The organism is Paenibacillus rhizoryzae (genome assembly GCF_059686995.1).
In genome coordinates this window covers 76,252-89,608 of the sequence record NZ_JCAALT010000004.1, presented here as the reverse complement: position 1 = coordinate 89,608, position 13,357 = coordinate 76,252, and the positions used below count along the sequence as shown (strand labels likewise).

Annotated in this window: 11 protein-coding genes; all 11 read left to right on the top strand. The window is 50.1% G+C overall.

What is annotated here, in order from left to right; genetic code table 11:
• The first annotated feature begins 3 nt into the window (after positions 1-3).
• The 11 genes from AC6ESO_RS13015 (at position 4) to AC6ESO_RS12965 (ending at position 13,355) form a co-directional block, all read left to right on the top strand.
• The gene (locus tag AC6ESO_RS13015) at positions 4-717 is read left to right on the top strand and encodes a GntR family transcriptional regulator (RefSeq protein ID WP_497091703.1); all 714 of its coding nucleotides are present in this window, start codon (positions 4-6) and stop codon (positions 715-717) included.
• Between the two features lie 29 nt (positions 718-746).
• The gene (locus AC6ESO_RS13010) at positions 747-1,523 is read left to right on the top strand and encodes an SDR family NAD(P)-dependent oxidoreductase (protein ID WP_497091702.1); all 777 of its coding nucleotides are present in this window, start codon (positions 747-749) and stop codon (positions 1,521-1,523) included.
• 55 nt (positions 1,524-1,578) lie between these two features.
• Entirely contained in the window at positions 1,579-3,522 is a 1,944-nt protein-coding gene (locus AC6ESO_RS13005; RefSeq protein WP_497091701.1) for a DUF8034 domain-containing protein, read from the top strand.
• A 160-nt stretch (positions 3,523-3,682) separates the two neighbouring features.
• Positions 3,683-3,973, top strand: coding sequence for a hypothetical protein (locus AC6ESO_RS13000; protein WP_494820461.1), 291 nt, complete (start codon positions 3,683-3,685; stop codon positions 3,971-3,973).
• Positions 3,970-4,734: an SDR family NAD(P)-dependent oxidoreductase gene (locus AC6ESO_RS12995; RefSeq protein ID WP_497091700.1), complete on the top strand. Its 765-nt coding sequence runs from the start codon at positions 3,970-3,972 to the stop codon at positions 4,732-4,734. Before AC6ESO_RS13000 ends, AC6ESO_RS12995 begins: the two co-directional genes overlap by 4 nt.
• A gap of 789 nt (positions 4,735-5,523) precedes the next feature.
• Entirely contained in the window at positions 5,524-6,357 is an 834-nt protein-coding gene (locus AC6ESO_RS12990) for a phytanoyl-CoA dioxygenase family protein (protein WP_497091699.1), read from the top strand.
• Positions 6,358-6,376: 19 nt separating this feature from the next.
• Positions 6,377-7,453, top strand: coding sequence for a Gfo/Idh/MocA family protein (locus AC6ESO_RS12985; RefSeq protein ID WP_497091698.1), 1,077 nt, complete (start codon positions 6,377-6,379; stop codon positions 7,451-7,453).
• A 2-nt stretch (positions 7,454-7,455) separates the two neighbouring features.
• Positions 7,456-8,265, top strand: a complete 810-nt coding sequence (locus AC6ESO_RS12980) for a sugar phosphate isomerase/epimerase family protein (RefSeq protein WP_497091697.1) — start codon at positions 7,456-7,458, stop codon at positions 8,263-8,265.
• Between the two features lie 14 nt (positions 8,266-8,279).
• Positions 8,280-10,421, top strand: a complete 2,142-nt coding sequence (locus AC6ESO_RS12975; RefSeq protein WP_497091696.1) for a glycoside hydrolase family 3 N-terminal domain-containing protein — start codon at positions 8,280-8,282, stop codon at positions 10,419-10,421.
• Between the two features lie 348 nt (positions 10,422-10,769).
• Positions 10,770-11,816 (top strand): substrate-binding domain-containing protein, encoded by a 1,047-nt coding sequence (locus AC6ESO_RS12970; RefSeq protein ID WP_494820455.1) that lies wholly within the window; start codon positions 10,770-10,772, stop codon positions 11,814-11,816.
• Positions 11,817-11,912: 96 nt separating this feature from the next.
• The gene (locus AC6ESO_RS12965; protein WP_497091695.1) at positions 11,913-13,355 is read left to right on the top strand and encodes an extracellular solute-binding protein; all 1,443 of its coding nucleotides are present in this window, start codon (positions 11,913-11,915) and stop codon (positions 13,353-13,355) included.
• Positions 13,356-13,357: the final 2 nt, after the last annotated feature.

Genomic DNA, 13,357 nt, shown 5'->3' with positions numbered 1-13,357 from the left:
AGCGTGTCCTCAAGTCAGCTTCCACCGCAGCCGTTAGCGAAACTGGATGTCAGTAATATTTGGGATCAAACCTATCAAGTGCTTAAGGAGCGTATACTTGCCAGACATTTCGGTGCAAATGAGAAGCTGCTTATTCCGGAGTTGGCTAAACAGCTTGGCGTGAGCCGTACTCCGATTCGCGATGCACTGAACCGGCTTGAGATGGAGGGGCTTGTCCGCACGGTATCCAAAGTAGGGACTTTCGTTAATCCCGTACTGGTGGATAACGTCAACGACATCATGAACAGTCGGCTGATGATTGATTTATGGACCATTGATCAGCTGAGCGCCATGGACGAAGAAGCGCTTGCCTCCAAATTCGGTGCATTGGATGCACTCGTTGACCATGCTGCTGCATCCGTTGCAGAAGGCAATGGCATTAACGTTGAATTGCAATCCAACTTTGACCTGATGTTTCATTTGGAGCTTGTCCGGATGAGCGGCAATCGCAAAAATGTGGAGATTTACAAATCGCTGATGCATTATCGTTACTTGAATCTTGGCGAGCCGCATGTGACGGACGAGATGATGATGCTTGCTTTTCGCCAGCATCTGTCTATCTATGAAGCGCTTCGGGCACGGGACTTTCAAGCGGCGAAGGAGGCTGTCACGAAACATCTGGCGTACTCCAGGCAAAATATATTGAATGTCATCATTCGCAGCGGCGGGGAAATCTAGCATCCGAAGGAGCAAGGTGAAGCAGAGCTATGATGAACTTACATAACCAGGTAGCGATTATTACCGGCTCAACGAGCGGGATCGGTGAAGCAACGGCCTATAAACTAGCTGAGCATGGCGCCAAAGTACTGGTTACCGGCAGAGATCAAGAAAGAGGATCGAAGGTTGCATCGGAGATAATCCGACAAAGCGGAGAAGCATTGTTCGTGCAAGCAGATCTCAGTGATCCTTCGGTGCCTGGCAAACTGGTGCAGGCTGCGATTACGCAATGGGGACGGCTTGATATCGTTGTTAATAATGCCGCGCTGGTCTGCAGCAAGCCGCTAGCTGACGTGACCCATCAAGATTGGGACCGGCTGTTTGCGGTCAATGTGAAATCAGGTTTTTTTCTGATTCAGGAGGCGCTGCCTTATTTGAGAGAGACGCAGGGTGCTGTCGTCAACGTAAGCTCGATAAACGGAGAAATCAATGCGCATGACAATCTCGTCTATGACACGATGAAGGCAGCTTTAAACCATATGACGCGCGGATTAGCATTTGAGCTGCGCAAGGACGGGGTAAGGTTTAATGCCTTGCTTCCGGCAGGCGTCGCAACGCCTCTCCTAGAGCAGTGGCTGCAGCAGAAGCTCGGCGATCCTGAAGCAGCGAAGCAAGCGGCAGAGCGGAGTTATGACGATCCCCGTGTAGGCAAGCCGGAGCAAATTGCAAGCGCTGTCGCGTTTCTCGTGAGCCAGGCGTCTTCATGGGTAAACGGAGCGATTATCCCGATTGAAGGCGGGTTTACATTAGGGAACACCAAGGACTAAATGAATCTCTGCCCTAGCATGAATCACATAAATTCATAAGAAGGATGTGTTTCAAGTGAGTTTGAGTCCACTTCAACTTCCGCTTCCCCTGCAAACAAGTCTGAAAGCAACGAGTCGCAGCACCGCACCTGCTTGGGCTGTGAAACAGCGGCAATTGTTCGACCTGCTAAACGAGTCGGCGAAACGTTTTATCGAGAAATATACCAGGCCGGACGGTACGCTCATTTGGCGGAATGATTGGCCGGGAATGGACGGCTCCGACGATCCGTATGAGGGCTTTATGAACTTGGCGCTGCTTCACGCATTAGGCGGAGACGATTTCCTGCACGAGGCATCCCGCCGTATATGGGAAGGGATTACCTTCCAGTGGACGGAATATGGACAGATTCATCGGGAGTTTGACGCTTATTATGATTGGATGCATCACGGCGAGGGGTATTTATATTTTTATTTTCTGGGACTCTCCGGACCTGCTCTCTTGAAAGATCGGCAGCGCGCCGTGCGATTCGCGAACATGTATACCGGCGATGATGCGGAAGCGCCGAACTACGATAAGGAGAAGAAGCTGATTCGTTCTCCCCTCAACGGCAGCAAAGGACCGCGTTTTATCGCTTCTGCCGAGGATTGGTCAACGCATCGGGGCATTCTGGATAACTATTTAGCGCCGTATGAAGATATTCCGGGCGTGGATTTTGCATCGCGCAAATGTAAGTGGAGTGACGATACGATCTACGGCCATCTGCTTGCGATGATGAATGAGCGCATGAACCGCGGTGACGTACCGCTCAACTTAAATGCTACCGGACTTGTGGCGAATGCGTTCATGCACACAGCCGATGACAAGTATAAGCAATGGGTGCTCGACTATTTGTCGGCTTGGTGTGAGCGGGCAGAACGCAACGGAGGGCTGATCCCGGATAACGTAGGCTTGAATGACGAAATCGGGGAGTACAACGACGGCAAATGGTGGGGAGGCTACTACGGCTATCGCTGGCCTCACGGGTACATGACAGTCATTGAGCCGATCACGAATGCAACAATGAACGCGGTTCTGCTTACAGGCGATATGGAACAGCTCGGATTAGCGCGCAGGCAAATCGATTTGAACTGGTCGCTTCGCAAGCAGTCGGAGGATGGCAGGACGGTCGTGCCTTATAAGCATTTTGATGCAGGCTGGGCGGATTTCCGTGAAGCAAGTGTTCGGTATCCCATTTATCTATGGACGGTTTCGATGGCGGAAGAAGATCTCGAGCGCATTAATCGCATTCCGAAGAGCTACAACTGGGATGAGGTGGTGATCCCGAACGTATCCGGCAAGGATGCGCTGACCGGGCGCGATACGAAACATTTTATCAGTAATACGGAGCCTTGGTTCCGCTATATGAATGGCGAGCTGCCGGATTATCCGGATCGCATACTGGATGCCAATTTCAAGCTGATTATGAAGCAGCTGGACCGGATGGATTCTCCAATGGGCGATCCGGCGCAGTGGTCGGCATCGTACAATGATGATGATTTCTCCAGCATCCATATTTGGCAGGAGCTGTGCCCGGTCTATATGGAAAGTCTCGTGCAGCTGACGCTTGGCGGACCGATGCATATTTCGCATGGCGGTTTCCAGCACGGCAGGTTCCGTTATTTCGATGGGGACCGCAAGCGAGTGGGACTTCCGCAAGATACGGCAGCGCTGGTCGAGCAACTGGGTGACGATTCCGCCACGCTGCATCTGGTGAATACGTCGATGTTCGATTCGCATACGGTAGTCATTCAAGGCGGAACATTCGGGGAGCATGACATTATAGCTGCAACGGTGTTGGACGCCGTGGATCAGGCTGAACAAACGGTTCAGGTAAACAACAAATGGCTGCAAGTGGAATTGCTTCCGGGTGCATCGATTCGCCTCTCGCTCGTCATGTCACGCTATGTGAATGAACCTACCTATGATGGGCCTTGGTCACGTCAAACAACGGAGCCGTTGCTGACAGGACGGACGGAATAACGAACCAACTAATGCGAACGGGCGGTCGAGGCTGCCCGTTTTTACGCATTTTGCAGCGATCATGGTATAATTTAGGCAAGTCATTCCGCCGGCAGGCATCGGAACAGGAGCAGGTGCCTAATTGCGGAAGCATGTCCACCATTTTGGAGGTTAACGAACGATGAACATTACGATTATTCAAGCAGCGATGACGCACGACAAGGAAAATGGCTACAAAGGAAGCGTCCAATTCGAGGTAGAAGGCCATAAACATCCCTACGAAATTACGCTTCAGCTGAACAGCTTGCGCGGGACAACGTGGGATTACAGCCTGCTTTTCGCCAAAGAGCCCGGCTCCGAAGAGCAAATCAATGCGGTTGAAGCCGCAATCGAGCAGGACGATGATCTGTTTGACAGCCTAATTGATGCAGCAGCTGCTACATTACCGGAAGAAGAGGAGGCACAATCATGATTGGAATTGATCTGACCGGGCGCACCGCGCTCGTCACCGGAGCAACCGGTGAACTGGGCCGAGTGATGGTTCGAACGCTGGCAGCTTGCGGAGCGGATGTTGCCATACATTACAATCGTAATGAGGGACAAGCCGTAGAACTGCAGAAGGAGATCATCGCCACAGGCAGACGTGCTGCGATTGTACAAGCAGATATTACGAATTTGGATTCCATTGTTGCGATGAGAGACAAAGTGAATGCAGAGCTGGGCCATGTTGATATCGTGGTCGCTAACGCCGTCATTCAATATGGATGGACATCCATATTGGAGCAGTCGCCTGAGGATTATCGCAGCCAGTTTGATTCCTGCGTCATGCAGAGCGTCTATTTGGCAAAAGCCTTCGCACCGGCCATGATTGAGAAACAAGCCGGCCGTTTCATTGGCATCAACACCGAATGCGCGATGCAAAACTTCGAAACCCAGTCCGCCTATGTGGCTGGGAAACGGGGGATGGACGGCGTTTATCGGATTTTGGCCAAGGAAATTGGCAAAGATCAGATTACGGTCAACCAAGTGGCGCCGGGGTGGACCATTTCGGACCGCGACCGTGCAAACGGGACGGAGCGCAATGAAGCGTATGAGAAAAGCGTGGCGTTGAAGCGCAGAGGAACCGATCAGGATATTGCGAATACAGTCGCATACCTGGCTTCCGATCTGGCAGGATTCATTACCGGAGCTTATATTCCCGTTTGCGGCGGCAACGTTATGCCTGCGATCTAATGCACTTATAATACTAATCATGTTTGAAATAAAGACCATCCTGAATACGGGATGGTCTTTTGTGTTGTTTCCCGTCCGCCCGGCGGATTAGGTGGATAACTTCTAACGAATCGTACAGGGCTTAATTGAGCAAAAATAGCTCCGAAGAAATTCTAACGAATTGTAGAAGCCTTATTTAGGGGTTTTTGGGTGAAATGGAGCTGATTTACCCCGAATAAGACCTGTACGGTTCGTTAGAATCTCCAAGCTCTGAATTTCGGCCGAATAAGGCCTGTAAGATTCGTTAGAATTTCGGAACATAGTTGAAGGAAGAACGTGGAAAGTTGAGTGCGTGGAATGTGGACATCTCTATTCGCTGCATCTCATCAGTTGCCAACATCTGATTTATGAAGTAAGATAACGCTTTCAGGAGCTGATAGCCGCTTATTGGTGAAATTGCCTTTAAAATCACCGCACTAAACGACTTCCTTGCAGCTGCTGACTAAGGTCATTTATGGCAGTCTCAATTTCTGTTTGTCGAAACGTTTCACTTAGCGAAAAAAACATGTATATTATTTATAGGGCGCCGGGAACGGCATCGTCGTAAGTCACACTTTTGATTCATCCATGTTTGTCATCGTTTCGGGTATAACCCATTAAATGGGTTGCTTCTTCACGAAACGAAGCGGTCTTCCCTGCGATCGCCGCATATCTGTTCTTCCCGATGTCGATGCTAATCGAGGGATAAAATTGGAATCGTTGGCTAACCGCCATTGATCTTATACAACACACCTAAAGGAGACGATTGATATGAGAATCAAATTGACAGAGCAAGAATTGGCAAGTGGGCAGCTTAGCCCGGAAACGCTGGAAACAGCAGCGGAGCAAGTAAAAGTTAACGGCTATATTCTATTTGAGAAAGTGCTGAGCGACGAGAAAATCAAAACAATTCGTGACTCATTCGATCCGATCTTCGACGAATATATCGAAAAACGCGGCTACAACACAGGTACAAACCGTGCGCAAATGTTCCTGCCTTTCATGGCGCCGTTCAATGACAGCGAAGTCATTGCTCACCCGATTGTCATGAGCGTTATCGAGAAGGTGCTTGGCAGAGGCTTCCACTGTTCTTATTTTGCATCCGATACACCTATGCCAGGCTCTGATTATCAAGCTGTACACTGCGACATCATGCCTTTGTTCCCAGAGCTTACTGTTCCGCTTCCGGCGTTCAGCCTTGTTGTGAACATTCCGCTTGTTGATGTGAACGAAGTGAACGGTCCGCTTGAAATTTGGCCGGGCGGCACGCACCTGAATCCGGACAATGCGAACCACGATACGCTTGATGGCAGCGTGAACCCGAATCTGCACATCGTTCGCGCAGCAGAAGGAATGCTGTCGGAGAAAGTATTCATGCCAGCAGGCTCCATCGTTATCCGCGATATCCGTATGTGGCACCGCGGCACGCCGAACCGTTCCGACGATCGTCGTACGAACCTGGCTATGATCTTCAACCGTCACTGGTACAATTCCAGCACACATACTCCGATTCCGCGCGAAACATACGATGCGATGACTGCTAAGGAAAAAGAAGTATACCGTAACTTCCGCATTGGACAACCAGTGGCAATGCCTTGGGAATAGGAAGGGGACTTTCACAATCATGCGATTTTATTTAATTGGAGCAGGTGTCATTAACCGGACTCACGCTGAAGCGATCTATAAGATCGAAGGCGAAGAAGTCATTGAGATCAAAGTAGCGGATCCGAACCCAGCGGCGCTTGCGAGCTTCGCTGAACGTTTCCCGGAAGTTACGACGTTTGCCGATGCCAAAGAAATGCTGAACGAAGAGCCTCGTGAAGATGATATCGTAATCGTCGGCACGCCTCCGTTTACGCATTTCCCATTGTCGCGCATGGCGCTGGAGTCCGGCCGTCATACGCTTTGCGAGAAACCGCTTGTGATGAATCGCGAAGAAGCAGAAGCACTGCTGGAAATCGCGAAAGCGAATAACCGCATGCTCGGCTGCTGCAGTGTTCGCTTCTTGCAGGTGCCGAAGACGGATGAAGTGAAACGTATTTTGAATTCGGGCGAGCTTGGCGATGTCTACAAAATCTCGTTCGTTTTCCGCGGTCAACGCGGCCGTCCCGGCATTGAGCATCAGCCTGAGAGCCGCTGGTTCTTGGATAAATCGAAAGCTGCCGGCGGCATCGTCATGGACTGGGGTCCCTATGACTTCACGCTCCTTAATGATATGCTTCAGCCGGTTAGCGTTGAGGTTGCTTCTGCTTGGACAGCGAAGCCGGAAACCGACATTGATCCGACGGATGTTGTGTATGACATCGAAGGACATGTCGGCGCTATGCTGAAATTCCAGCAAGCGAGCGGCAAATCGGTCTGGGTTCAGTATGAACGCGCTTCCTGTACGCATGGCGAGCCGTATTACACGGTTGAAATCGAGGGCACGAAAGGCGCGGTGAAATGGTCGCCGTACTTCGAGACCGACCAAGTTCTGGTTAAATCGGACAAGAATGGTGAAGTTATTACTAACGAAAATACCATTCCATACGAAGGTCAGATCGGTTATATGGATCACCCGATTCACTTCTTCTACCAGAAAGTAAAAGGCCAGCAGTCTCCTGCGGTCGTGAACGAGCAGGCTGTCTTCAATTTCTTGTGTTTACAATCGATCTATGATGCTGCTGCAAGTCAACAGGCAGTTGTGCTGAGGAGGAAATAAGCATGATTACAAATAAAGGCTTCTCCACGGGGCTTTACGGCTACCAGTGTGAATATTGGAAGGATGGCAAAGATCCGTCCATGGAAGAAATTTTCCGCAACTGCGCGGAAGCGGGCATGAATGCGCTTGAGCTGGATCCGACTCCGGAGATGGTGGCATTGGCCAAACAATTCGGATTAGCGATTTCCGGTGCGTACGTTGGCTTGCAGCTGCATGAGCCGTTCGAAACGTTGAACATCGAAGAAACAGTTATCCCTGTTGCCAAGCGCGTAGTTGAAGCAGGAGGTACAGACCTGGTTATTAATGCGGATCCGAAAGGCGGCTGGGATGCTCCGCAGGCGAAGACGGAAGAAGAGTTTAAGCAAATCGGCGACAATTTGTCCCGCATTGCGGCTGCCGTCAGCGATCTTGGTCTTAAAGTCAGCTTGCACAATCATGCTTCGGACAAACACAATGCGGAAGGCGATCTGCGTGCCGTTATCGAGTACGCTAGCCAAGACGTTGGGCTTTGCGTAGATACCGGTTGGGCGCATGTTGCGGGTCTGAATCCTGTGGAATTGCTTCGCGCTTATCCCGATCGGATTTATGCCTTCCACTTCCGTAATCAAATCGGACGCATCTACAGCGAAGATCTGCGTGTAGGTGATATCGATATGAACCAAGTGCTGGAAGCCGCTTCCGACATCAACTATAAAGGCTGGCTGACATTCGAGCTGGTGCATGAGGAAGGTACAGGCGCGAAGGGGAATCTTGCAGAAGCGACTGCGAATTCGATTGCCTATATGAAGTCTTGCATCGCGGAACTCGAATAGAAAGGCGGCTTACTATGGATAACAACAAGAAGAAATTGCCTTTCCGGCTGGACTCAGAGAAAGAAGCAGCAATCGAGTCGCTGCTTGCTCAGATGACGCTGCAGGAGAAAATCGGCCAACTGACGCAGCTGGGTACATTTGACGAAGAGTCCGATGGCGAGCTGATCGAAGAAGGTATGGTCGGCTCTATTCTTGGCGTGCGCGGAGCGGATACGGTGAATGAGCTCCAGCGTATTGCGATTGAGGAGTCCAGACTGGGCATTCCGCTGCTGTTTGCAGATGACGTCATCCACGGCTACCGGTCGACTTTCCCGATTCCGCTTGCGGAGGTGTGCAGCTGGAATCCGGAGCTGCTGGAAGAAACGGCAGCGATTGCTGCCCGTGAAGCTTCATCCGACGGTATCAACTGGATTCTTGCGCCGATGGTCGATATCGCCCGCGACGCAAGATGGGGAAGAATCGCGGAAGGTGCAGGGGAAGATACCTACCTGGCATCCTCCGTTGCCGGAGCTCGCGTTAGAGGGATTCAGCGAAATGATTGGACAGATCGTCCGCATGTGATGGCTTGTCCGAAGCATTTTGCCGCGTATGGACTTGCTGAAGGCGGCCGTGACTACAACACGGTTGACGTGTCGGAGACGCGCATGCGGGAAACGTATTTCCCGCCGTTTCAAGCGGCACTAGATGCCGGTGCAGGCACGATTATGGCGGCTTTCAATGAAATTAACGGGGTACCGGCTTCCGGTAACCGTTGGTTGCTCAAAGATGTGCTGCAAGGCGAGTGGGACTTCAACGGTTTCGTCGTCAGCGACTGGGAATCCGTAGATGAGCTCGTTCAGCATGGCTATGCCGCTAACCGTGAACAAGCAGGACTGCAAGCGATAAAAGCAGGTATGCATATGGACATGCATTCCCTTATTTATCATGAGCATCTGGCTGCGTTGATCGAGAGAGGCGAGGTGAACGAGAGCGAGATTGACGATGCGGTTCGCCGTATTTTGCGCGTGAAGCATCAGCTCGGCCTATTCACGCACCCTTATGTGGACAATAAATTGGCAAGCTCCTTCATGCTTCATTCCGCGCATCTGGATACAGCGCGCGAAATGGCGCGTCAATCGATTGTGCTGCTTAAGAATGAAAACGACACGCTACCGCTCAAGTCGTCCGTTCGCAAGCTGGCGGTTATCGGTCCTTTTGCCGAGGATTCTGAGGCACAGCTCGGCTGCTGGCGCGGACAAGGAAGACCGGAAGACGTGATTACGGTACTGGCAGGTATTCGGGCGCTTGCTCATCAGCATCAAACCGAAGTTGTTTATGCACGGGGTTCAGGCGTGCTCGACGGTACGGCTGAAGAGCTGGAGCAAGCGGTATCGGCTGCGTTTAGCAGTGATGTCGCCATTCTCGTACTAGGCGAGAATGCGGATATGAGCGGCGAGAATAACAGCCGCGTATCGCTCGATATTCCGGCTAGTCAGCAGAAGCTGCTTGAAGCGATTCATGCGACAGGCGTTCCGGTTGTTCTTGTACTTGCAAACGGGCGTCCGCTTACGCTTGAATGGGCAGATGCGAATATTCCGGCTATCGTTGAAGCATGGCAGCTCGGCGTACAAGCAGGCCCGGCAATCGCCGACATCCTGTTTGGCGCAGCCAGCCCAAGCGGCAAGCTGCCGGTGACGTTCCCAAGACACGCAGGCCAAGTGCCGATCTATTACAATGCGAAGAAAACAGGCAGACCACATATGAGACGTTATGTAGATGCCGATATTACGCCTTTATATCCGTTCGGACACGGTCTAACGTATACAAGCTTCAGCTATGAAGAGCTGCAGATCGAGCAAGCCGAGCTTCCGCTCGGCCAAACGCTGCACGTATCTGCAAAGGTGCAAAATACAGGAACGCGCGAAGGCGTCGAAATCGTACAGCTGTATATTTGCGATGAGGCGGCAAGCGTTACCAGACCTGTGAAAGAACTCAAGGGCTTCAGCAGAATTACGCTGAAAGCCGGCGAAAGCACGACCGTTTCATTCCAGCTGGCGAAGGAAGAGCTCGGATTTATCAATCAGGAGCATCAATTTGTTGTTGAGCCGGGGAAATTCAAGCTCTGGATCGGTCCAAGCAGTGCTGAAGGTTTGGAAGGACAATTCGAAGTCATTTAAATCATCATTAGGAAAAACCCCCGATATCTCGGGGGTTTTTCCATTTTTTATCGAATCGTTTCGACGGTATCCGGAATTCAATTGGGAACCAAAGACAGGAACTAACAATTTTCTAACAAAAAAAAGTGACATTTTATCATTTGAAAGCCTTTTCACTTCCAAAACTTTATGATATTATGTGTTTGTGAAACGTTTCTATGACAGAAAAGGTTAGTTCTTTAAATAAAAATCCCTCTGCGAGCATGAATCCAAGTCGGAGCGCCGATCAGGAATGTAAGCGTTTCATATGGGGGAATTTTACTTTATTCTTTCGAAACGTTTCAACAGGCTGAACCCGAGGTGGAATTGATGATGGCTGCTACGATCAAAGATGTTGCTAAAATGGCCGGAGTTGCCGTATCAACTGTTTCTTACGCACTGAATAACTCACCGAAGATAAGTGAGGAAACGCGAAAGAAAGTCATTCGAGCTGCAGAAGAGTTAAGCTACCGGCCAAGCGGCGCGGCACGAAATTTGAAGAAACGCAAGAGTGAAACGATCGGACTGTTCCTGAATGATCTGGGCGGACCTTTCTATAGTCAAGTCATCGAAGGTGTACAGGAAGTCGTTGCTTCGCACGATTACAATCTCATTGTTTGCAGTACGTATGGCGGTGAGAACAGCTCGGCGAATCGGTTCCTGAGAGAAAAGTTCGTGGATGGCGCCATTATTATGGGTACCGCGATTGCGGACAGTTTAATCCTTCAGGTTGCGGCAGAGTCATTCCCGATCGTGGTACTTGACCGAGAACTTAAGAGCGATTATGTACACAGCGTACTGATCACTAACGAACAAGGCGCCTACGATGCGGTTACGCATCTCATTAAACTGGGGCGCAAGAAAATTGAATTCCTTAGCGGACCGCTCGCAGCGTATGACAATTCCAAACGCTATGAAGGCTACAAGCGTGCACTAACCGAACATAATTTGCCTGTACCTGCCAAGATCACCTTGCAAGGACGTTACTTGGAAGCGGGCGGCTATCAGACGGTAAAGGTCATGATGGCATGCAATCGACTGCCTGATGCCATATTCGCTGCGAATGATGAAATGGCGATTGGGGCTATGCGGGCGCTGCGCGAAGGCGGAGTTCGAGTGCCTGAAGATGTCGCAGTGGTCGGCTTTGACAACATTAGTTTTGGACCGTTGGTTCGGCCTTCATTGACGACCATCGGCCATTCTAAATATGAAATGGGAGCGATTGCCACACAGCTCGTGTTCAATGTACAGAAAGAAGAGAACTCGATCTTACTTCCGACACAGCTGGTCATCCGTCAATCCTGTGGATTCAAAGGCGCTCACAATGAACAAGAAGAAAATTATATATTCCATGAAGGGAGGCGAAACCAGAGTTAACCGGGCAGTAAATAAGCAAGTCGAGCATGATAGTGCTTATGGGGAAGTCGACTAAGAAATACCAAATCTACATTCACGAGCTGGGGGAGAATTGGAATGAAAAAGTCAATGAGTATGTTGCTTTTGATGGTACTGGCTTTATCGTTTGTACTTGCCGGCTGCGGAAGCAGCAATAACAATACAAACAACACAGCAACTAATGCAAATGCGGGTAACACAACAGAGACCAATAACACAGCGGCAAATACGACTACGGAACCAGCAGAAGAGCCGGCGGCTGAAGAGCCTGCTGCAACGGATGAAGTCGTAACACTTACTTATGGAACATGGGGCGATAAAGCAGAGAATGGTGCTGAGATGAAACGTATCAAAGCATTCGAAGCGGCTCACCCGAACATTAAAGTTCAAATCGATAAATCGATGGACTGGCCTTGGGATGAGAAATTGGCAGCAGCGGCAGCAGCCAACAAACTCCCAGACGTAACATTCCTATTCAATGTGCCTCTGGCAGTAGGAAGCGGCTGGCTTGAAGATTTGACACCTTACTTGGAACAAGATCCTGACTTTGCTCCGGACAAGATTTACGGAAACTTGAGCGACACAGGTAAATATAACGGTAAACAATTTGCACTGCCAACGGGTCTATTCTCGTGGGGCATCTACATCAACAAAGATTTGTTCGCCAAAGCAAATATTCCAATCCCTAGTCCTAACTGGACCGTATCTGACTTGGAAGAAATCTCCAAGAAACTGACGAACTATAATGAACATCAGTTCGGTATCGATGGCGCAGCGGGCATGGCCGACGTATTGATCCCTAACATTGATAATACGCTTGGCGCTTCGACATGGGACGGCACTCAGTATAACTACACGAACCCGGCATGGGCACAAGCTGTTAACTGGGCAACCAACTTCGGTATGAAAGACAAATCGTCGCTTCAAAGCTACAAGAAAGAAGAGAAAGACAAATGGTACGGCAAAGACATCAGCGGCTTTAACATCGGTAAAGTCGGTATGGTGTACGATGCAACTTGGAGCTTGTCTTGGTACAAACAAAACTTGAAATTCAACTGGGACATCCTTCCGATTCCGGGTTTTGACGGACAACAGCAAAAAGCCGGTCTGGTTACGGACTATGCAGGCGTAACGAAGAGCTCGAAGCATAAGAAAGAAGCAGTTGAGTTCCTGAAATGGATGACTTATTCCAAAGACGGCTGGATGGCACGTATTAAAGACGAGTCTCCACTGGCTTCCATGCCTCTTGTTAACGATCCTTCCGTATGGGAAGCATGGTTGGCTCAAGATTTCGTAACGACAGGCGTTAAAGATATCGTTAAAGCGATCCCAACTGGCGTGCTTGAAACGTTCAAGTACCAACCGGGCTTTGCGGATTTCCAAGCCAAAGTAAAAGACAAGTACAACGAGAAGTTCCAAAAGGGCGAAGCAAGACCTGAAGACGTAGCTGCTGAACTTCAAGAGAAATCGATGGAGTACTACAACAACGCCATGGCCAAAATTTCCGAAGCAACCAAATAAAA

Coding starts and splice junctions, on each gene's coding strand:
- AC6ESO_RS13010 (WP_497091702.1), top strand. CDS start 747: ATGATGAACTTACATAACCAGGTAGCGATTATTACCGGCTCAACGAGC.
- AC6ESO_RS13000 (WP_494820461.1), top strand. CDS start 3,683: ATGAACATTACGATTATTCAAGCAGCGATGACGCACGACAAGGAAAAT.
- AC6ESO_RS12995 (WP_497091700.1), top strand. CDS start 3,970: ATGATTGGAATTGATCTGACCGGGCGCACCGCGCTCGTCACCGGAGCA.
- AC6ESO_RS12990 (WP_497091699.1), top strand. CDS start 5,524: ATGAGAATCAAATTGACAGAGCAAGAATTGGCAAGTGGGCAGCTTAGC.
- AC6ESO_RS12985 (WP_497091698.1), top strand. CDS start 6,377: ATGCGATTTTATTTAATTGGAGCAGGTGTCATTAACCGGACTCACGCT.
- AC6ESO_RS12980 (WP_497091697.1), top strand. CDS start 7,456: ATGATTACAAATAAAGGCTTCTCCACGGGGCTTTACGGCTACCAGTGT.
- AC6ESO_RS12975 (WP_497091696.1), top strand. CDS start 8,280: ATGGATAACAACAAGAAGAAATTGCCTTTCCGGCTGGACTCAGAGAAA.
- AC6ESO_RS12970 (WP_494820455.1), top strand. CDS start 10,770: ATGATGGCTGCTACGATCAAAGATGTTGCTAAAATGGCCGGAGTTGCC.
- AC6ESO_RS12965 (WP_497091695.1), top strand. CDS start 11,913: ATGAAAAAGTCAATGAGTATGTTGCTTTTGATGGTACTGGCTTTATCG.